The sequence below is a fragment of the Halodurantibacterium flavum genome, assembly GCF_042681825.1.
In the GTDB taxonomy this organism is placed as follows: domain Bacteria; phylum Pseudomonadota; class Alphaproteobacteria; order Rhodobacterales; family Rhodobacteraceae; genus Halodurantibacterium; species Halodurantibacterium flavum.
On sequence record NZ_JBHUGH010000013.1, the window covers coordinates 43877 to 67856 of the forward strand.

Here is a 23980-nt window from a genome sequence, read left to right on the forward strand (position 1 = left end):
CTGCGGTCAAAAGGCCTCGGGCCGCGCCTCGCGCGCCATATGGTCAAGCACCGCGTTGACGAATTTGCCCTCCCGGCCCTCCGGGAAAAACGCCTTCGCGATATCGACGAACTCGTTGATCACCACGCGCGGAGGCGTCGTGCCCTCGATCAGTTCGGCCCCTGCCGCCCGGAACAGCGCCCGAAGCGTCGGGTCGATCCGGGCAATCGGCCATTTTTCGACCAGCGCCCGGTCCGTCATCTGGTCGATGATGGCCTGATTGCTCACCGCGCCCTCCATCAGGCGACGGAACAGGGGGATGTCCCCCTCGGCCATCTCTTCGCCTTCATAGACGCCGCCCATGCGCCAGTCCTCGAATTCGCGGCGCACCTTGTCGACGGTCTGGCCCGAAGCCTCCATCTGGAACAGGGCCTGCACCGCATAAAGTCGCGCGGCCGAGCGCATCTGGCGCTTGTCCGACTGGGTGGTACTCATGTCCGATCTTTCCCTGACGCAGGCACGCGAAAGCCGATGCCCTTTTCCACGCGTCCCCATTTGCGTGACAGCGCGACAAGATGCAAGGCCGCCGCCGCCGCACCGCCGCCCTTGTTCTGACCTGCCGGATCGGCACGCACAACTGCCTGTTCACGGTTTTCAACCGTCAGGATACCGTTACCGATGCAGACGCCCTGTAGTCCCATGAGTGTCAGACCGCGACTACTGTCGTTGCAGACCGTGTCGTAATGCGTGGTCTCGCCGCGGATCACGCAGCCAAGGGCGACGAACCCGTGATAATCTGCCATCCCCTGCGCCAAGGTGATCGCCGTCGGGATTTCCAGCGCGCCGGGTACCTCGACAATGTCAACCTCGGCGCCAGCCTCCTCGGCGACGGCCCTGGCGCCTGCGATCAGATTATCCGCGATGTCCTTGTAATAGGGCGCCACGACGACCAGCAGCCGCACCGGTTCATCGAACTTCGGCAGGGGCAGCGTGTAATGCGTTTCGAAAGCGGCCATTCATTCCCCCTTGATCGGACATGTGCCCGCGATGTGCAGACCATAGGCTTCCAGCCCCACGACGCGGGGCGCGGGAGAGTTCGTCAGAAGCACGAGTTCATGCAGGCCCAGCGTTGCCAGGATCTGCGCCCCCAGCCCGTATTGCCGCAGGGTCTGCGGCGAGGCCGCACCATCGGTCACAAGCTTCATCGTCGTATCCCGCAACAGCACGACGACGCCGCGCCCCTCCCGGGCAATCGCCTCCATCGCGGCGGGCAGGTCATCCGGGCGCCCGCCGGTGCTGATCCCCAGCAGGTCCTCAAGCGGGTTGAGCGCATGCATCCGCACCAGCACCGGCTCGGGGGTAGAGATGTCGCCCTTGGTCAGCACGATATGCTCGGCGCCCTGCGTCTCATCGGTGTAGACGCGCATGATCCAGTCGCCACCATGCACCGAGGTGACCTGCCGCACCGCGTTTTCGTGCACAAGGTTATCGTAGCGACGACGGTAGGCGATCAGGTCCGAAATCGTCCCGATCTTGAGATTGTGCTTTTGCGCGAAGGCCACGAGATCGGGCAGCCGCGCCATAGAGCCGTCTTCGTTCATGATCTCGCAGATGACACCCGCCGCATTCAGCCCCGCGAGACGAGATATATCGACCGCCGCCTCGGTATGCCCGGCGCGGACCAGCACGCCCCCGTCCCGCGCGCGGAGCGGGAAGATATGCCCCGGCGTCGCGATATCGGCCTTGGTCTTGGTCGGGTCGATGGCCACCGCAACGGTGCGCGCCCGATCATAGGCGGAGATGCCGGTGGTGACACCTTCTCGCGCCTCGATGGAAATGGTGAAGGCCGTTTCGTGCCGGGAAGAATTCTGCGAGGCCATCAGCGGCAGCCCGAGCGCATCCACACGCGGCCCCGGCAGGGCAAGGCAGATAAGCCCCCGCCCATGCATCGCCATGAAATTGATCGCCTCGGGCGTCGCCATCTGGGCGGGGATCACCAGATCGCCCTCGTTCTCGCGATCCTCATGATCCACAAGGATGAACATGCGGCCGTTGCGGGCGTCGTCTATGATTTCCTCTATAGAGGAGATCGCATCCTGATAATGCTCGCTCATGCAGCGCCCCATTCCCGCAGGCGGGCGACATAGCGCGCCAGCGTGTCTATCTCGATGTTGATCCGGTCGCCGGGCGCGGCCGCCCCCCAGGTGGTAACGGCCTTGGTATGGGGGATGACGTTCACGCCAAAGACCTCGCCTTCGACCTCATTCACCGTCAGCGATGTGCCGTTCAGCGCGACCGAGCCCTTGGGCGCGATAAATCCGGCCAGCGAATGCGGCGCGCGGAATGTCATGCGCGTACTCTCGCCCTCGTCCCGCAGGTCCAGCAGTTCCGCGACGCCATCCACATGCCCCGACACGATATGGCCGCCCAGTTCGTCCCCGACCCGCAGCGCGCGTTCCAGATTGACCGCCCGACCCACCTGCCAGTCTGTTCGCGCCTGCAGCAGGAAGTTGGTCTTGGAGACGGTCTCGGCCGAGATCTGGACATCGAACCAGGATTGCCCGGCCTCTTCTCCACGCTCGATGACGGTCAGGCACACCCCGTCGCAGTTGATGGATGCGCCAATGTCGATCCCCGCGGCGGGATAGGCCGTGGCGATCCGGGCGCGCAGGTCGCCCCGCTGCTCCAGCATCAGGATGCGGCCGATATCGGTGATTATGCCAGTAAACATGCCCGGTTCCCCTTCGCCATCCCAACTAACTTGGGCATCGGCGCTCTGCAAGAGCGGTCGCGCCGCACAGACGCTGTTGAAGAATGCGGCACGAGCCCGCACGGAGACAGCGGATTGGCGACTTTCCGCGCGTTATGCTGCATGTGCGAAGAAGATTGTCCCTGCGAGGGTGACACCCGTTAGAATTTCGTTCACACCTTTTCGTATGTAAATAGTATCGAATCGCTATAGGTGTGCCATGCTTGAAGCGATGCCCTTTGAAGCGGTCAGCCCTGCGTCATGGGATCAGCGTGTCTTTCTGATGTTGCAAGGTCCCCATGGCCCCTTTTTCCATCAGCTGGGCAAATCGCTCCGTGCAGCGGGCGCAACCGTGTGGCGCATCGGCTTCAATAATGGCGATCAGGTTTTCTGGCCGGACCGCGACAGTTTTATCGCGTTTCAGGGCGCCCCCGAGGACTGGCCGGCCTTTTACGGCCACGTCCTTGCAGAACAGAACGTCACCGACATCGTTCTTTACGGCGACACAAGGCCCGTCCATGCGCAGGCGGTGGCGATCGCGCGGCGGCTGGGCCTGACGGTCCACGTATTCGAGGAAGGTTACCTGCGCCCCCATTGGGTGACGTATGAGCGGAACGGGACGAACGGGAATTCCCGTCTCATGTCGCTCGACGTGCCGGAAATGCGCGCGGCCGTGAACGATCTGGAACTGGAAATGCCCGCCGCCCCCGCCCGGTGGGGCGACATGCGTGAGCATGTCTTCTACGGCGCGCTCTACCATTTCTGCGTGATGGCCGGCGGCCGGCGTTTCCGGAATTTCCGCCCGCACCGCTCGATCCCGATCGCGCAGGAATTCAGCCTCTATCTGCGCCGTCTGCTTGCGATGCCGATCCATGCGCTGGAGCGGTTTCGGGAATCTCGCGCCATCCAGCGCGGCGGCTTCCCCTATCATCTTTGCCTGCTGCAGCTTGAACATGACAGCAGCTTCCGGATGCACAGCCCCTTTTCCACCATGACCGAGTTCGTGGAGCTTTGCATAAGCGGCTTCGCACAAGGGGCGCCGCGCCATCACCATCTGGTGTTCAAGGCCCACCCGCTGGAAGACGGGCGCGTCCCGCTCAAGTCCGAGATCCGCCGGCTGGCCCAGGAATACGGCGTCGCCGACCGCGTGCATTTCGTGCGTGGCGGCAAGCTTGCCATGCTCCTCAATCTCACGCGCAGCGTGATCACGGTGAATTCCACGGCGGCACAACAGGCGCTCTGGCGCGGGCTGCCGCTCCGGGCCTTCGGCAAGGCCGTCTATGACAAGCCCGAATTCGTCTCGACCCAGCCGCTGCCTGAATTCTTTGCACATCCGACGCGGCCGGACACACGGGCCTATCACGACTATCGCCACTACCTGCTCGAAACCTCGCAGGTCACCGGCGGCTTCTACTCGGTGCGCGGACGTCGCACGCTGCTACGGCAGGTGGTGGACATGATGCTGGCGCCGCAGGACCCTTATGATGCGCTCCAGTCCGGAAATGCGGCGCCCCGGCAACAATTGCTTCTGGCAAGCTGATCCCGCGCCTGCACGCTGGCATTTTGCGCCGCGCTTGGGTAGAAAAGATCAAAAATAACGAGAACGCATCCAAGGAGCGCTGACAGTGAAAAAATCGTCATCGCGCGGCATGTTGCTTGCCGCGCTTGTCGCGACGACCGCCCTTACCGCATGCGGCCTTCCCCGGTCCGGCCCGAACCGAAACGAACTTCTTGCGGGCGTCGAACAGACGGCCGGCGCCCCCTTTGCCATCCCGGTGGATGACAACGTGGCCCGGATCACCGCCTATGAACCGCCGCTCACCTTTCCGGCCGCGTTCCGCAATGCTGGAGTGCTTGGGCCCGATACGATCAATGCGGGCGATACCCTCGGCCTCACGATCTATGAGAACGTGAACGAGGGGTTGCTGGCCGGCCAGGGCCAGAACTTCGCCGTTCTGGACACCGTGCAGGTCGATGGCGCCGGTTTCATCTTTGTCCCCTATGCAGGCCGCATCCGCGCCGCCGGCAACACGCCCGAGGCGCTGCGCCAGATCATCACCGCGCAGCTTGAAACGCAGACCCCGGAACCGCAGGTGCAGGTGCGCCGCCTTGCCGGCGACGGGGCCACGGTGGCGATCATGGGCGATGTCGGCGGTCAGGGCGTCTATCCGATCGAGCGACCGACCCGCACACTCGCCGCGATGCTCGCCCGGGCTGGCGGCATCTCGAACGAGCCCGAGACGGCGCTTGTCACCGTGATCCGGGGGAATACCGAGGGCACGGCCTGGCTGAACGACCTCTATACCGACCCGTCGCTCGACATCGCGCTTCGTGACGGCGACCGGATCGTGGTCAAGCAGGATGACCGGACCTATATCGCGCTTGGCGCCACGGGGGGGCAAAGCCGTATTCCCTTTGGCAAGCCGGTGGTCTCGGCGCTTGACGCGATCGCGCAGGCCGGTGGCCTGAACACCAACCTTGCCGATCCGCGCGGCGTCTTCATCATGCGCAACGAAAGCCCCGAGATCGCGAACGCCCTTCTGGGCCGCAACGATCTGGTGGGCGCACAGCGCATCGTCTATATCATCGACCTCACGCAGCCGAACGGCATGTTCTTTGCGCGCGAGTTCCTGATCCGTGACGGCGATACCGTCTACGTCACCCAGGCGCCCTATGTACAGTGGCAGAAAACGCTGTCGGCCATCACCGGTCCGGTCGGAACCGCGGGAAGCGTCAACAACGCGCTGAACTGACGCCGGTGCCCGCCCGCGATCCTGCCCCCCGCACCCGCGCCTACAGCCTGGGCCTTTTTCGCGGGCGCGTGGCGCGCATCCTGTCGCTTGCCGGATATGCGCCGCGTTTCGGTCTGCCGGGCGCGGGGGACGCGGTGCTTGTCTGGGGGCACGGCCGCACCGCGTGGCGGGGCGAGGCGATGGCAAGACGCCGGGGCTGCTCCCTGATCCGGGCCGAGGATGCGCTCCTGCGCTCGGTCCATCCCGGGCGCAGCGGCACGCCCCCGCTGGGCCTGCTGATCGACCGCCGGGGCATCTATTACGACGCGACCGGGCCCAGCGACCTGGAACACCTGCTCGCGCAGCATCCCCTTTCGGACAAGGCGCTGCTGGACCGGGCGCGGCTGGGCATCGAGCGCCTGATCGCCGGCGACCTGTCGAAATACAACGCGCATGATCCCGCCGCCCCGCGCCCCGCGCCGGGCTATGTTCTGGTGGTCGATCAGGTCCGGGGCGACGCATCCATCCGGCTGGGCGGCGCCAATGATGCCAGTTTCGCCCGGATGCTGGCAGCCGCGCGGACGGATCACCCGGATCGCCGCATCCTGATCAAGACCCACCCCGAAACGCAGGGCGGCATAAGGCCGGGGCATTTCGGCCCGGCCGACCGCGACGCACGGACCGCGCTTTGCACCGATCCCCTGTCGCCCTGGGCACTGTTGCAGGGCGCTGTTGCTGTCTACACCGTCACCTCCCAGTTCGGGTTCGAGGCGATCCTCGCGGGGCACCGACCCGAGGTCTTTGGCCAACCCTTTTACGCGGGCTGGGGGCTCAGTTCCGACCGCGTTCCCGCCCCGCCACGACGGCAAAGGAACCTGTCTCCGGAACAGCTCTTTGCGGCGGCGATGATCCTCTTTCCGGTCTGGTATGATCCCTGCCGCGACCGTCTTTGCGAATTCGAAGATGCGGTGAACCAGCTTGAGGCCGAGGTCCGCGCCTTTCGCGAAGACCGGCACGGGCATGTGGCGGTCGGGATGCGCCTGTGGAAACGCGGCGCGCTGCAGCGGGCTTTCGGACGTGAACGACGGCTGCTGTTCGAGGATGACCCGCAAAGGGCGGTCCAGCGGGCGACAGATCAGGGGCGCGACCTGCTGATCTGGGCCGGGAAGGAACCCGCGGGCCTTGCCGCCCCCGTCACCCTCCGCCGGGTCGAGGACGGGTTCCTCCGATCCCGCGGTCTTGGTGCCGCGCTGGTGCCGGCGCTGTCGCTGGTGACGGATGACCTCGGGATCTATTACGATCCGAACCGCCCCAGCCGTCTGGAGCGTCTTTTGTCCTCCGCCCCACCGCCCGGCGCAAGCGCGCGGGCCATGGCGCTGGTCGAACGGATCGTTGCCACCGGGCTGTCGAAATACAATCTGAGCGGCGCGGCCCTGCCCCCCTTGCCGCAGGGTCACCGCATCCTGGTCCCCGGTCAGGTAGAGGACGACGCCTCGATCCGCCTTGGCGCCGGGGCCGTGCGCACCAACCTCGCGCTTCTGGCGCAGACACGCGCCGAAAACCCCGGGGCGGTGATCCTCTTCAAGCCGCATCCGGACGTGGAGGCCGGGCTGCGGCCCGGCGCGCTCAGACCCAATGACGTCGCGCGTCACGCCGATCTGCTGGTCACGAATGCCGATCCGATCGCCCTGATCGCCGAGGTGCAGGAGGTCTGGACGATGACCTCGCTTCTGGGGTTCGAGGCTCTGCTGCGGGGCAAACGCGTCACCTGTCTCGGCGCGCCGTTCTATGCCGGCTGGGGCCTGACGCGCGACCTTGGCCCGGTGCCGGCGCGGCGTCAGGCGCGGCCCGATCTCGCGACGCTGGCCCATGCGGCCCTGATCGCCTATCCGCGCTATTTCGACCCCGTGTCCGGCCTTCCCTGTCCGCCCGAGGTCATCGCCGAACGCCTTGCCGCCGGAACGCCCCACAGCCCCGGCCTGGGCCTTCGCCTGCTGGCCAAGGCCCAAGGCGCGCTGGCCTCCCATGCAGGATGGTGGCGCTAGGCCCGCACCCAACGGTGCAGGACATCCGGCCCAACGGCCTCGGTCGCGGCCAGCCGGAAGCGCGGCGCGTCCTGCAGCGCGTCGACGCCCATGGCGCCCAGTGCCGGGCGCCCCTCCGCACCCAGCGCGAGCCCTGCGGTAAACCCGATCAGCCGGTCCACCATCCCGGCAGAGAGGAGCGAGGCCGCAAACTGGCCGCCCCCTTCGCAAAAGACGCGGGTAATCCCCGCCGCCCCGAGCGCCCGCATCATGCCCGGTGGATCCAGCTGCCGCCCCGGCCCAAGCGGCACGGGCAAGAGCCTCGCCCCAATCGCGCGCCAGCGATCCTCCAGCGCCAGATCGACGCTCGCCTCCTGATAAAGGAGCCACAGAGGCGCCGCATCGACAGACCGGGCGAGCCGGCCGTCGAGGGGCAGGTTGAGATGCCGCGCCGCGACTATGCGGACCGGCTGACGGGACATCCCCATCCCACGGACGGTCAGCATCGGATCATCCGCACGCGCCGTCCCGCCCCCGACCAGAACCGCGTCATGGCGCGCGCGCTCGGCATGGACAAGATGGCGCGCCGCCGGGCCCGTGATCCATTGGCTCTCGCCGCTCGCCGTGGCGATGCGCCCGTCGAAACTGGTGGCGAGCTTGAGCGTCAGCATCGGCCGCCCCTCGCGCACGCGCATCAGGAAACCCTGGTGATCCGTCTCGGCCGCGGCAGCCTCGACGCCCTCGGACACCTCGACCCCTGCGGCGCGCAGGATGGCATGGCCACGACCGGCCACACGCGGGTCGGGGTCGTGCAGGGCGGAAACGACACGGGCTATGCCGGCGCGCACAAGCGCCTCGGCGCAGGGCGGGGTCTTGCCATAATGGGCGCAGGGCTCAAGGCTTACATAGGCGGTCGCGCCTGCGGCGGCGGGGCCGGCCTCTGCCAGCGCCATCGCCTCGGCATGGGGGCGACCGCCGGGCTGGGTCCAGCCACGACCGACGATCCGCCCGGCCTTCACGATCACGCAGCCAACGGCGGGGTTCGGCCAGACCTGCCCCATCCCGCGCGCGCCAAGCGACAAGGCAAGCCGCATGAAGCGGCGGTCGTCATTACCCCCGGCCATGTGCGGCCCGGTCACTCTTCCACGGAGCTTTTCGGGCGCAGTTCCGACACGAACTTGTCAAAGTCGTCGGCGGCCTGGAAATTCTTGTAGACGCTGGCGAACCGCACATAGGCCACCGTATCCAGTCGGGCGAGCGTCTCCATCACGATCTCGCCGATGACCTTGGAGGCGATATCGGTCTCGCCCAGGCTTTCGAGCCGCCGGACGATGCCAGAGATCATCTGGTCGATGCGCTCCGGCTCCACCGGGCGTTTCTGCATCGCGATGCGGATCGAGCGTTCCAGCTTGCCGCGATCGAAATCCTCGCGCTTGCCACTCGACTTGACCACCACGAGGTCGCGAAGCTGCACCCGCTCATAGGTGGTGAAACGCCCGGCGCAGGCCGGACAAAACCGTCTGCGACGGATCGCCACGTGATCCTCGGCCGGGCGAGAGTCCTTGACCTGGGTGTCGATATTTCCGCAGAAGGGGCAGCGCATGGCCAGTTCCTCGGTCAGGCAATCCTTTTATCCACAGCGACTATAGGCGAACCCCAATTCGTTGGGTAGGGGGGATTTCCGCATCAAGATGTTGCGGTCATCAGATGTGCCGCGACGCTGCGCCGGTGGGGGGCATCGCGGTGTTCCACCACATAGATCCCCTGCCAGCGCCCCAGAAGCAACCGACCGCCGGCAACGGGGATCTGCACGCTTACCGGCAGAAGGGCCGCCTTGATATGGCCCGGCATGTCATCCGGCCCCTCATATGTATGCGTGAGGTAGCGCATCGACGGGTCGGTCGTGGGCGGCACCAGCCGCTGCAGAAAGGCTGTCAGATCCGTCCGAACCTCGGGGTCGGCATTTTCCTGAACCAGAAGCGAGGCCGAACTGTGCTGGATAAACAGCGTCAGAAGCCCGTCGGCACCTGTCGGCCGGACCCAACCCGCCACATCCTGCGTGATTTCGTAAAGACCCGGGCCAGCGGTCTGAACACTTAAACTCCGCTGCATCAGACCGGCCCGGTCAGCCGCTCGCGCGCGGTGTCCTGTGGGAGGCTTTCTGCGGCCTCGTCCTCTTCCTCATCGAAAGGCACGGGCAGCGCCTTGCTGGTGCGGGCGCCCAGCTTGCGCAGCTTTTCAACCTGGCCAAGCACATTGCCGCTGCCCCGGGACAGCCGGTCAAAGGCCGTCGAATGGGCCTTTTGCGCGTTTTCCAGACAGTCGCCGACGCGCTGCATCTCGGTCACGAAGCCATGCACCTTGTCGTATAGCTTGCCTGCCCGGTCGGCGATTTCCTCGGCGTTGCTCTCGCGCCGTTCGACCGACCAGATATGCTCGACCGTCTTCAGCGCGACCATCAGCGTCGTGGGGGTCATGATGCCCACCCCCTTTTGCAGCGCGTAGGATGTCAGGTCCCCGCGCATCCGCAGCGCCTCGGACAGGGCCCCTTCGATCGGCACGAACATCAGGACATAGTCCACCGTGCTGGCGGACAGCCCCTGATACCCCTTGGCCGACAGCGTATCGATATGCCGCAGGATCGAACGCACATGTTCGCCCATCTTCAGGTCGCGCTCTTCCTCGGTCTCGGCGCTCAGCGCAGCCTCATAGGCGACAAGCGAGACCTTGGAATCGATCACCATGGTCTTGGACTTGGGCAGGCGCACGATCACGTCGGGGCGCCAGGCGCGGCCGGCCTCATCGCGCTGGCTCGACTGGACGTCGTAATGCAGCCCGCGTTCCAGCCCGGAATCCTCAAGAATGCGTTCGAGGATCATCTCGCCCCAGGCACCCTGCCGCCGCACATCGCCCTTGAGCGCGCGGGTCAGGTTCACCGCCTCCTGGCTGATCTCCTCGGACCGGCGGTGAAGCTGGGCGATCTGCTCGCGCAGTCGGGCGCGTTCTTCATCGGCGGATTTGTGAACGTTCCGCAATTCCTCCTGAAACCGCCCCACATGATCCTTGAGCGGGCCAAGGAGCGCGCCGAGCCGCTCCTGATGCGCCTTCGACAGATCCTCGCCTTGCAGGCGGAGCGTTTCCCCGGCGAGTTCGCGGAACTGGCGGCTCATCTCCTCGCGCAGGTCGCGCAGGGTGGCGATCTCACGTTCCGCCGCCGCGCGGTCCTTGCCGGCCTCGGTCGCGGCGATTGCAAGGCGGGATCGCAGGTCGGCCACGGCCGCCTCTGCCTCGCGTATCCGCGCGGCAAGGCTGTCACGTTCGTCCCGCAGGTCGATCATCCGCGCCTCGATCGCGTCGCGGGATTCCTGCAGACGTTCGGCCCGGGCGAATTCCGTCGTGATCCGGTTGTCCTTGTCGGACAGCAGCTGATCCTGCGCGGTCATACGATCGGCAAGCTTCGCGGCCCGCGCCTCTGCCTCGGCCAGTTGTTGCGCCAGGAATTCCGCCTGATCGCGCCAGCGCGACGTGCCGCGCCCCATCCAGACCATCAGGACAAGCAGGACGGCGAGGCCGACAAGCATCAGGGACAAGGGATCAGCGGGCATTGTTCTTCCTATGTTCCGCTCTCAGCATAGGGACCGGAAAGGGAATGACAAGCCCAAATGACGGCCCGAATGAAGGATGGGGAAGGGTCGCGGCCGCGTCCCCTTCCCCAGAACTTTCCGGCCAGCCGGAACAGATGCGGCTGCCTACGCGCAACCAGGGAAACTCATGACCAGCAACATCCGCACTGCCCGAACTTCATGCCTGTCGCTGCGGCGCAGAACAAGCCCCGTCGACGGCGGCAGGCAGAGCTTTGCCGAGCCTCAGCGTCCCAGTCGGCGGGTTATCCGCGCGGCCTGGCGGGCGCGCTTGGCGGCGGCGCGGGATTGTGCGTCAAGCCCCTTGCCCTTTGCCGCCCCTGCCCCGCCCGCTGCACCACCTGGACGGCGGGTCGCGGGCCTGCTGGCCGCGCGCATCCCCCGTCGCATGAACAGCCGCAGCACCATCATGATCAGCCGGTTGAAATTCATCGCGCACTCCTTTCGTGCGTTCAGTCCTCAAAGAGTTCGCTCTGCCCCACGGCAGGCGCTTCGTCCTGTTCCGGCCCCTCACCGGCAAGACCCGGCGGCAGGGGACGGTTATCAAGCAATCCGGCCTCGCGGAGTTCCCGGAGGCCGGGCAGATCGCGCGCGCTTTCAAGGCCGAAGTGATCGAGAAACGCCTCGGTCACAACATAGGTCACCGGACGCCCCGGTGTCATCCGCCGTCGCCCGAACCGCACCCATTCCAGCTCGATCAACTGGTCGAGTGTTCCGCGGGAAACCGCGACGCCGCGAATCTCCTCGATCTCGGCGCGGGTCACCGGCTGATGATACGCGATGATGGCCAGCGTTTCGATGGCCGCGCGGCTCAGCTTGCGGGTTTCCACCCGTTCCTTTTGCAAAACCCATCCAAGATCGGGCGCCGTGCGAAAGGCATAGCCGTCGCCGATCCGCACGATCCGCACGCCGCGCCCCTCATACTGCGCGCGCAGCCGCAGCAAGGCCTCGGCCGGGTCCGATCCGTGCGGCATCCGTTCGGCCAGGTCGCGCAGCGCAAGCGGCTCGGGGCTGGCAAAGAGCATCGCCTCGATCATCCGCTCCTGTTCCGGCAGGGGCGGCGGATGAAAGAGCGGCTGGTCCCGGGGCGCGTCCGTCATGCCCGGCGCCGCACATGGATGGGCGCAAAGACGCCGTCCTGACGCAGTTCGACCTTGCCGCCCTTGGCCAGCTCCAAGGTCGCCGCAAAAGTGGCGGCGGTCGCCGACCTACGGCGCGCGGGGGCATCGCCCCAGCCCTGCGGCAACCAGTCCGAGAGGTCGATCCAGTCGCCTGCGAACCCGATCAGCCCCCGCAGCCGGTCAAGCGCCTGTTCCATCGTGTAGACGTCGCGCCGGTCAAAGGCGTAGGGGCGGAATTCGTCCCGGGTCCGCAGCCGCGCATAGGCCTGCATCAGGTCCAGAAGACCCGCCGTATACCTGATGCGCCGGGTCTGCCGAACTTCTTCGACGCTGCCCCGCGCAAAGAAATCCCGGCCCTTCTGGTCGCGCGCCATCAACTGGGCGGCGGCCTCGCGCATCGCCTGCAACCGCTCAAGCTGATAGGCCAGATGCGCGGCCAGTTCCTCGCCCGTCGGGCCCTCTTCGGTCGGGTCGGGCGGCAGCAGAAGCCGCGATTTGAGATAGGCGAGCCAGGCGGCCATCACCAGATAATCCGCCGCCAGCTCGATCCGCAGCGCCCGCGCGCGATTGACAAAGCCCAGATACTGTTCGGCAAGCTGAAGAACCGAGATGCGGCGCAGGTCCACCTTTTGCGTGCGCGACAGCGACAAGAGCAGGTCGAGCGGCCCTTCAAAGCCGTCCACATCGACGATCAGCGCCTCGGAGGCCAGGCGGGCCTCGACGCTGTCATCGGGTATGGTCGCGGTGTTGGTGTCAGACATGATCCTGCTCGCCCATCAGGGCGGCAAGTTCCTCTTCCAGCGCGTCCAAGTCAACTGCCGCCGGGGTCACGCGCTGCGCAAGCGCCGCCTCGGCGCGCCGGGAGCCGTCGGCATCAAGCTGGCCGGCATGGCGGACGACCTCGGCCATCTCGGCCATATCGCCGTTGCAATGCAGCACCACATCGCAGCCCGCCGCCCGCGCCGCCGCGCTGCGTTCGCCGATCGTGCCCGAAAGCGCCTGCATGGAAACATCATCGCTCATGATCAGGCCGGCAAAGCCGATATCGCCGCGGATCACCTGCATCATCGGCCCGGAACAGGTTGCGGGCGCGGCATCGAAAGCCGAATAGACAATATGCGCGGTCATCGCCATGGGCAGGTCGTTCAGCGCCCGGAAGGCGGCAAAATCCTCGGCCTGCAGAACCTCCTGCGCGGTATCGACCCGGGGCAGGTCCAGATGGCTGTCGGCGGTCGCGCGGCCATGGCCCGGAATATGCTTGAGCACCGGCAGGACACCGCCGGCCAGCAAGCCGTCGGCGACGGCCCGGGCGGCGGCAACTACCTGTCCGACCGTTTCGCCATAGCACCGGTCACGCAGAAAGGCGTGGGTTTCGGCAAATGCTATATCGGCCATGGGGGCGCAGTTCACATCCACCCCGACCGCCCGCAATTCGGCCGCGATCAGGCGATAGCGCAACCACATGGCGCGCGCGCCGTCCCGCGCCTGCCGGACATGCGTCAGTGGGGCGGGCCATTCGCGCCACCGGGGCGCCCGCAGTCGCTGCACCCGCCCGCCTTCCTGATCGATGAGGATGGGCGCATCGCGGCCGACCGCGTCGCGCAGATCATCCGTCAGACGGCGGATCTGATCCGGCGTCTGAACATTGCGCGCGAAAAGGATAAAGCCCCAGGGCGCCGCCTCACGGAAAAAGGCGGCCTCCTGCGGCCCGAGCACCGGGCCGGCACAGCCAAGGATCGCAGCGCCGGTCATTCAGCGGATCTGAACAGGGATACAGGCGGCCTGCTCGGCCAGCAGCGCCGAACAGAAACGGCGCGCATCGGCATCGTCGGAAAACCCGTGGGCCCGCAGCCGGTAAAAGGTGCGTCCGCCGCTTTCTGCGGTCTGGATCACCCGCGCCTTGCCCTGAAGATAGGCCGGGAAGCGTCCGGAAAGGCGGTCCCATTCCCGCCGCGCGCTGGCGGCATCGTCGAACGCCCCAAGCTGCACGAGGTTCGTTCCGGCGGGCAGGCTGTCGGCGCTGATGTCCTGAACCGGCGCGGCAGAGGGTGCGGGTGCGGCGACGGCGGCGCTGGCAAGGGTCGCGCTGGCTGTCGCCACACGGGCCGGGCGGGCCGCGGGACGCGGCGAATAGGCAACGGCGGTCGCCGTGGCGGGGGCAGGCGACGCCGCCGGTTCCTCGGTCACGACGGGTGCGGTATCTGATGCAGCGGTGGCCAGTTCCTGTGCGAGCGCCAGCGCGAGGCCCTGCGCCTCTTCGACACCGAGCGCGGGGGCGGAAAGATCCTCGACCAGCGCCTCGGTCGCGATGCCTTCGGCGTTGACGGCCTCGGCGATCTGCGCCGGGTCGCGCAGTATCGGCTGAAGCGCCGCCGGCGGCACATCCTCGGATGTCAGGTCAAGCGGCTGCGGCGCGAGCACAAGCCGATCGGGCGGCGGTGCGGCCTCTCCCTCGGCGGCGACGGCGTTCACCGCCAGACCCTGATGGCTGGCAAGCCGGCCGCCCGGGTCCTCGGGCGCGATCCGCATTGGACCTTCCAGCGCGCGGACGACCGGAATCCCCGTCACATCCCGCACCGCCAGCCGGTATCCCCAGAACGCCACCCCCAGGATGAGCGATACCGAAATCACCGCACCGGCAAGATTCACATACCTTTGCAGACCGGCCCCAGTTTGCGGGGCCTCGTCGTCAAAGACGTCATATCCCATAACCGCCATGCCCAAGCCTCACTGTCCCACGGGTCATTCGCGCCCGCAGTGTCACTGCTCATTCAGCCGGCGGTGCGCTTGTATCAACGCATCTCTTGGACCGGCGTCACGCCAAGGATACCAAGACCGGCGGAAATAACAACCGCAACCGCCTTGGCCAGCGCGATTTTCGCTTGCGAGGTCTCCGGATCGCCCTCTTGCACGAAGCGCAGCTCGGGCAATTCGTTGCCGCGATTCCACAATCCGTGGAATTCGGAGGCGAGTTCATAGAGGTAGAACGCGATCCGATGGGGCTCGTTCGTGCGCGCGGCGGTCTCGACCAGACGGGGCCATTCGGCGATCTTCCGCGCCAGCGCGATCTCGGCCTCATGGGCGATGCGGTCCAGATCGGCGCCGGCCAGTGCGGCATCCGACGTGTCGACGCCCGCCTCGGCCGCCTTGCGCAGAACCGAACAGATCCGCGCATGGGCATACTGGACGTAGAAGACCGGGTTGTCCTTGGACTGCTCCAGCACCCGGTCAAAGTCGAAGTCGAGCGTCATGTCGTTCTTGCGCGTCAGCATCACGAACCGCGTCACGTCGGGCCCGACCTGATCGACCACATCGCGCAGGGACACGAAGGTCCCTGCGCGCTTGGACATCTTGAACGGCTCTCCGTTCTTGAAGAGCTTCACAAGCTGCATCAGCTTGATGTCGAGCGGCACCTTTCCCCCCGAAAGGGCCGAGACCGCCGCCTTCATCCGCTTGACATAGCCGCCGTGATCGGCGCCGAACACGTCGATCAGCGCATCGAACCCGCGCGTGATCTTGTCATAGTGATAGGCGATGTCGGGCGCGAAATAGGTCCAGCTTCCGTCCGACTTCTGCACCGGGCGGTCCACGTCATCGCCATGCGCGGTCGAGCGGAACAGCGTCTGTTCGCGCGGCTCCCAGTCCTCCGGGGTCTTGCCCTTGGGCGGCTCCAGCACACCCTGATAGATCAGGCCCTTTTCCCGCAGTGCGTCCAGCGCGGCCTCGATCCGGCCCGTGCCGTAAAGCGATTTCTCGCTGTAGAACACATCCATCGTGACGCCCAGCGCCCGAAGATCTTCGCGGATCATCGCCATCATGCGGTCGGTCGCGAATTCGCGCACCCGGACAAGCCAGACCTCTTCGGGCTGGTCGAGCAGGCTGTCGCCAAGCTCTGCCTTCAGCTCTTCTCCCAGCGGGATCAGGTAGTCGCCGGGATAAAGCCCCTCACGGATCTCGGGCGAGAGGCCATGCGCCTCGCGGTAGCGTTCGTAGACCGAGCGCGCCAGGACATCGACCTGTGCGCCGCCGTCGTTGATATAGTATTCTCGCGTCACGTCATGGCCGGTGAAGGCCAGAAGCCGGGCAAGCGCATCGCCGAAGACCGCGCCCCGGACATGACCCACATGCATCGGTCCGGTCGGGTTGGCAGAGACGAATTCAACGTTCACCCGCCGGCCCGCACCATAGTCCGAGCGTCCGAAATCATCGCCCGCCACGACCGCCTTGCGCAGCAGATCGCGCCAGACCGACGGGACAAGCCGCAGGTTGATGAACCCCGGTCCCGCGACCTCGGCCAGTTCCACGCGCGGGTCCTGGGCCAGACGCGCGGCCAGCGCATCGGCAATATCGCGCGGTCGCAGGTTCGCGGGCTTTGCCAGCACCATCGCCGCGTTGGTCGCCATGTCGCCATGGGCCGCGTCGCGCGGCGGTTCGACCGTCACGTTGCCGAAATCGAGGCCCGACGGCAGCGCGCCGTCGATTTCCAGGCTGCCCAGCGCGTCGATCACCAGCGCCCGCAGATCGTTAAAGAGGTTCATGATCCCGCTTCCTTCATTCGCGAGCGGTTTATCATGCCAGTGTCACAGGTCAATCGAAAGGCCCGGCAGCGTCCGCCAAGGCTTTCTTTGTCGGGTTGCGCTAACATCCGCGCAAGAATCTTGTGCGGGAAAACCTTCCGCCGTAACAGGATTGCGAGGAGAGGGAGGACCACATGAGCTACGCCGAAACCTATGCGCGTTGGAAGGCCGACCCCGAAGGGTGGTGGATGGAGGCTGCGCGCGCAATCGACTGGTTCGATCCCCCGTCGCGCGCGCTGTTCGAGGGGCGCGCGCCGCTCTACGAGTGGTTCTCGGACGGCACGCTCAATGCCTGCTGGAACGCGGTCGATCGTCATGTCGAGGCGGGAAATGGGGCGCGCGTCGCGATCATCCATGACAGCCCCGTCACCGGCTCGATCACGCGGATCACCTATGCCGAGTTGCGCGACCGCGTCGCCCGGCTTGCCGGTGCGCTGGCCGCGCGGGGCGTCACCAAGGGCGACCGCATCGCCATCTACATGCCCATGGTGCCCGAGGCGCTGGAGGCGATGCTTGCCTGCGCCCGGCTGGGTGCCGTTCATTCGGTCGTCTTCGGCGGGTTCGCCGCGCCCGAGCTTGCGACGCGCATCGACGACTGCACACCCAAGGCGGTGATCGCCGCCTCTTGCGGAATCGAGCCGGGGCGCGTCGTCCACTACAAACCCCTGCTGGACGAGGCACTGCGCCTTGCCCGCCACCAGCCGGATTTCTGTCTGATCCTGCAGCGGCCGCAGGAAATCGCCGCCCTGCACCCCGGCCGGGATCTGGACTGGGGCACGGCGGTGGCCGAGGCGGACCCGGTGGACTGCGTTCCGGTTCCGGGGAACCACCCGCATTACATCCTCTACACCTCGGGCACGACCGGGCAGCCCAAGGGCGTCGTGCGCCAGACGGGCGGCCATCTCGTCGCGCTCCACTGGACGATGCGCCACATCTACGGCGTGAGCCCGGGCGAAGTGTTCTGGGCCGCCTCGGATGTGGGATGGGTCGTGGGCCATTCCTACATCTGCTACGCGCCGCTTCTGCATGGAAACACGACGCTGGTTTTCGAGGGCAAGCCGGTGGGCACGCCCGATGCGGGCACCTTCTGGCGTGTCATCGCAGATCACGGGGTTACGACGCTTTTCACCGCGCCGACCGCGCTCCGCGCGATCAAGCGCGAAGACCCTGATGCGACACGCACCGCGGATCATGACCTCGGAAGCCTGCGCACCCTTTTCCTTGCCGGGGAACGGGCCGACCCCGACACCGTGCATTGGGCCGAAAAGGCGCTGAAGGTGCCGGTCATCGACCATTGGTGGCAGACCGAAACGGGCTGGCCAATCGCGGCGAACCCTATTGGCGTGCAGGCGCTGCCGGTCAAGGTCGGGTCCTCCTCGGTGCCGATGCCGGGCTATGACGTGCAGATCCTCGACGAAGGCGGCCACCCCGTCGCCCCGGGCGTCCTGGGGGCGGTTGCGCTGCGCCTGCCGCTGCCGCCCGGCACGCTCTCGACGCTCTGGAACGCCGAGGAAAGGTTCTGCAAAAGCTATCTCTCGCATTTCCCGGGCTATTATGAGACCGGCGACGCGGGCTATGTGGATGAGGACGGGTATGTCTTCATCATGGCCCGGACCGACGATGTGATCAACGTCGCCGGGCACCGGCTTTCGACCGGCGCGATGGAAGAGGTCGTGGCCAGCCATCCCGATGTCGCCGAATGTGCGGTGATCGGCGTGGCCGACGATCTCAAGGGACAGCTTCCGCTGGGAATCGTCTGTCTCAACCGGACCTGCACCCGCGATGCGTCGCAGATCGTGCCCGAAGTGGTGGCTCTTGTGCGCGACCGGATCGGCCCGGTCGCCGCATTCCGCCACGCCGTCGTCGTCGAACGCCTGCCCAAGACGCGGTCGGGCAAGATCCTGCGGGCAACCATGTCGCGGATCGCCGACGGAACCCCCGGCAAGGTGCCCGCCACCATCGACGACCCCGCGATACTGGAGGAGATCGCCGCCGCCTTTCGCGGCATCGGCTATCCGCGCGCATGATCGTTACGCCAGCAATGCACGTTAACACGTTTTGGGTGTTGCAAGCGGTTGGTCGCCCCCTAAAACTGGTGTAACCAAAGGGGGCGCAACCGCCGATTGCAGGTCGCGCTGCACCCATCAAGCTGGTGAGAGAATGTCCGGTTTCCTTGCGGCTGACCCCGCAAAAAAGGTCGATTGCCCGTGTACTGCCGCTTCTGGCGCCGTCGTTACCGGCGACGTGCTTGACGCGGGGCGGNTGCTTGACGCGGGGCGGCTGGACGGGTTGCGGACGATGGCGGGCGATCTCTGGCCGGAAATCCTGTCTCAGGTTCAGGCCGACCTGCACACTGCGGCAAGCGCTCTTGCGATGCCAGAGGCGGGGCAGAATGCGGCGATCGTGCGTGCCCAGACCCATGTTCTGATGGCAGTGGCGGGAACCGTGGGCGGGCTCCGCGTGCAGGCAGGCGCCGAGGCGCTCAACGAGCGCGCGCATGAAGACGGGACCGACCTAGCAGACCCTGTCGCGGAACTTCGCTGCGAAATTGCGCTCCTTCTGGATGCGCTTGCCCTGGTCGGGCGGGACGGGGATGCCGCCAGTTCACCCGGGGATATTGCATGAGCCGGCCACCGCTGCTGCTGATCGAGGATACGCCCTCGCTCCAGATGGTCTATCAGGCGACGCTGCGGGGCGCGGGCCATGAGGTCGTGACCGCCGGAACGGGCGAGGCCGGACTGGCTGCGTTCGGGCAGATCAAGCCGGGGGTCGTTCTTCTCGACCTGATGCTGCCGGACCGGGACGGGCTCGACGTGATGCGGCACATTCTGACGACGGATCCGGCAGCGCATGTGATCGTCATTACGGCCAACGGCTCGATCAAGAAGGCCGTAGAGGCGATGCGGGCGGGGGCGCACGACTTTCTCGTAAAGCCCTTCGACAACCAGCGGCTGCTCCACGCGGTCGAAAATGCCAGCCACGCCCTTCAGGTGCAGTCAGCCACAGCGGAGCCGAGCCGCACCGACGCCCCGCTTGGCGATTTCATCGGATCCTCGCCCGCGATGCAGGATGTCTACACGCGTATCCGTTCCGTCGCACGCTCCATGGCGACGGTCTTCATCACGGGCGAAAGCGGAACCGGCAAAGAGCTTTGCGCCCAGGCGATCCACAGCACCTCGAACCGCGCCGGCGGCCCCTTCATCGCGCTCAACTGCGGCGCAATCCCCGCGGACCTGCTGGAATCAGAGGTCTTTGGCCATCTGCGCGGGGCCTTTACCGGGGCCATCGCCGACAAGATCGGGGCGGCGGCGGCGGCGGATGGCGGGACGCTCTTTCTCGATGAGATCTGCGAGATGGATCTCAATCTGCAGACCAAGCTGCTGCGGTTCCTTCAGACCTCGACCATCCAGCCGGTGGGCGCGTCCCGCCCCCGCAAGGTCAATGTCCGCATCCTCTGTGCGACGAACCGCGATCCGATGGAATCCGTGCGTCGCGGCCAGTTCCGCGAGGATCTTTATTATCGCCTGCATGTGGTGCCGATCCACATGCCCCCCCTGCGCGACCGCGGCGATGACGTGATCGAGATCGCCGAAGCCCTTCTGACGAAATTCGCGCGTGAGGAACGCCGAAGCTTTACCGGTCTCAGCGCCGAGGTGAAGGAGATCTTCCGCCGCCTGCCCTGGCCCGGCAATGTGCGCCAGCTGAACAACGTGCTCTGGAATGTCGTCGTCCTGAACGAAGGACAGAACGTCACACCCGCCATGCTGCCGCTTGACCTGCGACCATCGGCCGGACCCGCCGATCCCCCGCCGGGGCCCGGCATGGCACATCCGCTGCGCGGACTTGCCGGCAAGACGCTGGCGGAAATCGAACGGCTGGTGATCGAGGATGCGATCCGCCGCCACAACGGGTCGGTGCCCCGGGCAGCGCGCGAGCTCGACGTCTCGGCCTCGACCCTTTACCGCAAGCGCGAAGGCTGGATGCGCACGACCAGCGCGTGATCAGCGCGCGGGGCCTAGACGAATTGCTCACGGATCAGCCGTTCCTCCAGCCCGTGGCCGGGGTCGAACAAAAGCCGGTGCCGGATGGCCGGTTCGCTCATGATCCGGACGCTTTGCACATAATGGGGCGCGCGGCCGTCGGCGTCGGCCATCACCGGGCGTTTCTCCGGCTCCAGCACCTCGAACTCCACCAGCGCCGTCTTGGGCAGGAGCGCGCCGCGCCAGCGCCGGGGCCGGAACGCCGACATCGCCGTCAGCGCCAGCACATCCGCCCCGATCGGCAGGATCGGCCCGTGGGCGGAATAGTTGTAGGCCGTCGAGCCCGCCGGCGTGGACAAAAGCGCGCCGTCGCAGACCAGTTCGTCCAGCCGCACCTTGTCATCGACCCGGATGCGCAGCTTGGCGGCCTGCGGGCCGGCGCGCAGCAGCGACACCTCGTTGATCGCCAGCGCCTCATGTTCCTGCCCCGCCCGGTCGATGGCGCGCATCCGCAACGGGTTCAGAACGGCCTCTTCCGCCGCAGCCGCCCGCAGGGGCAGGTCGCCCTCTCGATACGCGTTCATCAGAAAACCGACGGTGCCCCGGTTCATGCCATAGACCGGCACATCCAGATGCTGCGTCGCGTGAAGCGTCTGGAGCATGAAGCCATCGCCGCCCAGCGCCACGATGATCTCGGCCTCTTCCAGCGGATGATCGCCATAGCGGGCGGCAAGCCGCGCCAGCGCCTCTTGCGCGATCGGGACGCTGCTGGCGGTAAAGGCGATGCGCGCGGCGTTGCTCATCCTGTTCCCCCGTTTCCGAAAGTCATCGCCCGGCACCAAGGGAAACACAAGGGCACGAAAATCGGCCCGACGCCGCCCCCGGCATCGCCGGCGTCGGAATTCCACGCTTCCGATGTGCGGCCCCATGGGATAAAGGAGGCCGCATTGCAGTCTTGCCGGAGTGTCCCATGAACGCCAGCCACCGCGACAGCGGCTTTTTCAGCGAAAGCCTCAGCACCCGTGATCCCGAACTCTTTGGCGCCATCCGCAAGGAACTTGGCCGGCAACAGGACGAGATCGAACTGATCGCCAGCGAGAACATCGTGAGCCGCGCCGTGATGGAGGCGCAGGGCTCGGTCATGACGAACAAATATGCCGAGGGCTATCCGGGCAAGCGATATTACGGCGGCTGCCAGTATGTGGACATCGCCGAGAACCTCGCCATCGAACGTGCCTGCGCGCTTTTCGGGGTGCAGTTCGCCAATGTGCAGCCGAATTCGGGCAGCCAGGCGAACCAGGGGGTGTTCAACGCGCTGGTGAAGCCGGGCGACACGATCCTGGGGATGAACCTCGCATCGGGCGGGCACCTGACGCACGGGGCCGCGCCGAACCAGTCGGGCAAGTGGTTCAACGCAGTGCAATACGGCGTGCGTCAGCAGGACAACATGATCGACTATGACGAGGTCGAGGCGCTGGCCAAGGAGCATCAGCCCAAGCTGATCATCGCGGGCGGCTCGGCCATTCCGCGCCAGATCGACTTTGCCCGCTTCCGCGCGATCGCCGACATGGTGGGCGCCTATCTCCTCGTGGACATGGCCCATTTCGCCGGGCTCGTCGCGGGCGGCGCGCATCCCTCGCCCTTCCCGCACGCCCATGTGGCGACGACCACGACGCACAAGACCCTGCGCGGCCCCCGGGGCGGCATGATCCTGACCAATGACGAAGAAATCGCGAAAAAGGTCAATTCAGCAATCTTTCCGGGCATTCAGGGCGGCCCGCTGATGCATGTGATCGCCGCCAAGGCGGTGGCCTTCGGCGAGGCGCTGCGGCCCGAATTCAAGGCCTATGCCGCGCAGGTGGTCAAGAACGCGCAGGCGCTGGCGGACCAGTTGATGAAGGGCGGGCTCGACATCGTCACGGGCGGGACGGATACGCATGTCATGCTGGTCGACCTGCGACCCAAGGGGGTCAAGGGGAACGCGACCGAAAAGGCACTGGAGCGGGCGCATATCACCTGCAACAAGAACGGCATCCCGTTCGACCCGGAAAAGCCCGCCGTTACCTCGGGCGTCCGGCTGGGGACGCCTGCGGGCACCACGCGCGGCTTTGCCGAAGCCGAGTTCCGCCAGATCGCCGACTGGATCGTCGAGGTCGTTGACGGGCTCGCCGCGAATGGCGAGGACGGCAATGCCGAGGTGGAGGCCAAGGTCCGCGCCGAGGTGCTTGCCCTCTGCCAGCGTTTCCCGATCTATCCCGAGATCTGAGAAAGCCACCGGCGGTGGCGGGAACGTCGCCGCCGGTCCCTGAGGGAACAGCACGTGCTGCATTTCGACCGCATCGCCGGGCAGGACCCGCGACATCCGCCCCTTCTGATCGTGCATGGGCTGTTCGGCTCGGCGCGGAACTGGGGCGTGATCGCGCGACGGCTGGCCGACACCCGCGACACGATCACCGTGGACATGCGCAACCACGGCGCCAGCTTTCACGCAGCCAGCAATGGCTATGACGATCTGGCGGCCGATCTTGCCGAGGTGATCGAGGCTGCAGGCGGGCGGGTGGACGTTCTGGGCCATTCGATGGGGGGCAAGGCGGCGATGATGCTGGCCCTGACCCGGCCCGAGCGGGTGGACCGGCTGATCGTGGCCGATATCGCGCCCGTCGCCTATGGGCACAGCCAGTCACACCTGATCCACGCGATGCGCGGGCTGGACCTGACCGGGCTGACCACGCGCGGCGAGGCGGATCGTCGTCTTGCGGAAGAGCTCCGGGCCCCGGTCCTGCGCGCCTTCCTGCTCCAGTCGCTCGACCTCAAGGCGCAGCCCCCGCGCTGGCGCCTGAACCTCGATGTGCTGGAGGCAGAGATGGACCGCATCATCGGCTGGCCGGATATCTCGGGGCAGTTCGACGGGCCGTCGCTGTTCCTTTCGGGGGGCGCGTCCGACTATGTGCTGCCCGAACATCGCGCGCGGATAAAGGCGCTCTTCCCCAACAGCCGCTTTGCCCGCATCCCCGGCGCGGGGCACTGGCTGCACGCGGAAAAGCCGCGGGAATTCGAGGAAAACGTCCGCGTCTTTCTCGCATCCGGCCGGGAATGACAGGCCCGGATCGGCGCCCCCGGACCTGCGCCTGAAAAAGCGGCATCTGCCCGTTGCGGCGTCGCCGCAGCCACTGCTTG

The 23980-nt window shown here is 66.5% G+C and carries 22 protein-coding genes; 7 read left to right on the forward strand and 15 right to left on the reverse strand.

Annotated elements, in window-relative coordinates; translation table 11 throughout:
- Positions 1-6 precede the first annotated feature (6 nt).
- From nusB to ACFSGJ_RS16645, 4 genes are read right to left on the reverse strand one after another with little or no spacing between them, the layout of a single operon-like run.
- Positions 7-474, reverse strand: a complete 468-nt coding sequence (nusB, locus tag ACFSGJ_RS16630) for a transcription antitermination factor NusB (protein ID WP_390264385.1) — start codon at positions 472-474, stop codon at positions 7-9.
- Entirely contained in the window at positions 471-995 is a 525-nt protein-coding gene (locus tag ACFSGJ_RS16635) for a 6,7-dimethyl-8-ribityllumazine synthase (RefSeq protein WP_390264388.1), read from the reverse strand. The genes nusB and ACFSGJ_RS16635 overlap by 4 nt, the downstream gene beginning before the upstream one ends.
- Positions 996-2093, reverse strand: coding sequence for a 3,4-dihydroxy-2-butanone-4-phosphate synthase (gene ribB / locus ACFSGJ_RS16640; RefSeq protein WP_390264390.1), 1098 nt, complete (start codon positions 2091-2093; stop codon positions 996-998).
- Positions 2090-2710: a riboflavin synthase gene (locus ACFSGJ_RS16645; RefSeq protein ID WP_390264392.1), complete on the reverse strand. Its 621-nt coding sequence runs from the start codon at positions 2708-2710 to the stop codon at positions 2090-2092. The genes ribB and ACFSGJ_RS16645 overlap by 4 nt, the downstream gene beginning before the upstream one ends.
- A gap of 238 nt (positions 2711-2948) precedes the next feature.
- Between ACFSGJ_RS16645 and ACFSGJ_RS16650 the strand changes: the two genes are divergently transcribed.
- The 3 genes from ACFSGJ_RS16650 (at position 2949) to ACFSGJ_RS16660 (ending at position 7505) form a co-directional block, all read left to right on the forward strand.
- A complete protein-coding gene (locus ACFSGJ_RS16650; RefSeq protein WP_390264395.1) occupies positions 2949-4268 on the forward strand; it encodes a capsule biosynthesis protein in 1320 nt (439 codons plus the stop codon).
- Positions 4269-4353: 85 nt separating this feature from the next.
- Entirely contained in the window at positions 4354-5481 is a 1128-nt protein-coding gene (locus ACFSGJ_RS16655) for a polysaccharide biosynthesis/export family protein (RefSeq protein WP_465262136.1), read from the forward strand.
- A gap of 5 nt (positions 5482-5486) precedes the next feature.
- Positions 5487-7505: a capsular polysaccharide biosynthesis protein gene (locus ACFSGJ_RS16660; RefSeq protein WP_390264399.1), complete on the forward strand. Its 2019-nt coding sequence runs from the start codon at positions 5487-5489 to the stop codon at positions 7503-7505.
- On the opposite strand, the gene ribD is transcribed toward ACFSGJ_RS16660, so the two are convergent.
- From ribD to argS, 10 genes are all read right to left on the reverse strand, one after another.
- Positions 7502-8608 carry a bifunctional diaminohydroxyphosphoribosylaminopyrimidine deaminase/5-amino-6-(5-phosphoribosylamino)uracil reductase RibD gene (ribD, locus tag ACFSGJ_RS16665; RefSeq protein WP_390264402.1) on the reverse strand — a complete coding sequence of 369 codons (1107 nt, stop codon included), beginning with the start codon at positions 8606-8608 and terminating at the stop codon, positions 7502-7504. The genes ACFSGJ_RS16660 and ribD overlap by 4 nt on opposite strands.
- Before the next feature lie 11 nt (positions 8609-8619).
- Positions 8620-9087: a transcriptional regulator NrdR gene (gene nrdR / locus ACFSGJ_RS16670; protein WP_390264405.1), complete on the reverse strand. Its 468-nt coding sequence runs from the start codon at positions 9085-9087 to the stop codon at positions 8620-8622.
- Between the two features lie 83 nt (positions 9088-9170).
- Positions 9171-9596: a secondary thiamine-phosphate synthase enzyme YjbQ gene (locus tag ACFSGJ_RS16675; RefSeq protein WP_390264408.1), complete on the reverse strand. Its 426-nt coding sequence runs from the start codon at positions 9594-9596 to the stop codon at positions 9171-9173.
- The gene (locus ACFSGJ_RS16680; protein ID WP_390264411.1) at positions 9596-11089 is read right to left on the reverse strand and encodes a DNA recombination protein RmuC; all 1494 of its coding nucleotides are present in this window, start codon (positions 11087-11089) and stop codon (positions 9596-9598) included. Before ACFSGJ_RS16680 ends, ACFSGJ_RS16675 begins: the two co-directional genes overlap by 1 nt.
- Before the next feature lie 261 nt (positions 11090-11350).
- Positions 11351-11557 (reverse strand): hypothetical protein, encoded by a 207-nt coding sequence (locus tag ACFSGJ_RS16685; RefSeq protein ID WP_390264414.1) that lies wholly within the window; start codon positions 11555-11557, stop codon positions 11351-11353.
- Positions 11558-11577: 20 nt separating this feature from the next.
- Complete coding sequence (gene scpB, locus ACFSGJ_RS16690) at positions 11578-12225, reverse strand: SMC-Scp complex subunit ScpB (RefSeq protein ID WP_390264417.1); 648 nt, start codon at positions 12223-12225, stop codon at positions 11578-11580.
- On the reverse strand, positions 12222-13007 hold the full coding sequence (locus tag ACFSGJ_RS16695; RefSeq protein ID WP_390264420.1) for a segregation and condensation protein A: 786 nt from the start codon (positions 13005-13007) through the stop codon (positions 12222-12224). The genes scpB and ACFSGJ_RS16695 overlap by 4 nt, the downstream gene beginning before the upstream one ends.
- Positions 13000-13998: a beta-N-acetylhexosaminidase gene (nagZ, locus tag ACFSGJ_RS16700; RefSeq protein WP_390264423.1), complete on the reverse strand. Its 999-nt coding sequence runs from the start codon at positions 13996-13998 to the stop codon at positions 13000-13002. The genes ACFSGJ_RS16695 and nagZ overlap by 8 nt, the downstream gene beginning before the upstream one ends.
- On the reverse strand, positions 13999-14964 hold the full coding sequence (locus tag ACFSGJ_RS16705; RefSeq protein WP_390264426.1) for an SPOR domain-containing protein: 966 nt from the start codon (positions 14962-14964) through the stop codon (positions 13999-14001).
- A 74-nt stretch (positions 14965-15038) separates the two neighbouring features.
- Positions 15039-16784, reverse strand: coding sequence for an arginine--tRNA ligase (gene argS / locus ACFSGJ_RS16710; RefSeq protein ID WP_390264429.1), 1746 nt, complete (start codon positions 16782-16784; stop codon positions 15039-15041).
- Between the two features lie 173 nt (positions 16785-16957).
- Between argS and ACFSGJ_RS16715 the strand changes: the two genes are divergently transcribed.
- Together ACFSGJ_RS16715 and ACFSGJ_RS16720 are read left to right on the forward strand one after the other, a co-directional pair.
- Complete coding sequence (locus ACFSGJ_RS16715) at positions 16958-18850, forward strand: propionyl-CoA synthetase (RefSeq protein ID WP_390264433.1); 1893 nt, start codon at positions 16958-16960, stop codon at positions 18848-18850.
- Between the two features lie 594 nt (positions 18851-19444).
- Positions 19445-20824 (forward strand): sigma-54-dependent transcriptional regulator, encoded by a 1380-nt coding sequence (locus ACFSGJ_RS16720; protein WP_390264436.1) that lies wholly within the window; start codon positions 19445-19447, stop codon positions 20822-20824.
- 14 nt (positions 20825-20838) lie between these two features.
- Here the strand turns inward: ACFSGJ_RS16720 and ACFSGJ_RS16725 are convergent, their stop codons facing one another.
- The gene (locus ACFSGJ_RS16725; RefSeq protein WP_390264439.1) at positions 20839-21606 is read right to left on the reverse strand and encodes an NAD kinase; all 768 of its coding nucleotides are present in this window, start codon (positions 21604-21606) and stop codon (positions 20839-20841) included.
- Positions 21607-21773: 167 nt separating this feature from the next.
- Here ACFSGJ_RS16725 and glyA point away from each other — a divergent pair, with 167 nt between their 5' ends.
- A complete protein-coding gene (glyA, locus tag ACFSGJ_RS16730; RefSeq protein ID WP_390264442.1) occupies positions 21774-23069 on the forward strand; it encodes a serine hydroxymethyltransferase in 1296 nt (431 codons plus the stop codon).
- Between the two features lie 54 nt (positions 23070-23123).
- Entirely contained in the window at positions 23124-23900 is a 777-nt protein-coding gene (locus tag ACFSGJ_RS16735; RefSeq protein ID WP_390264445.1) for an alpha/beta fold hydrolase, read from the forward strand.
- The last annotated feature ends 80 nt before the right edge of the window (positions 23901-23980 follow it).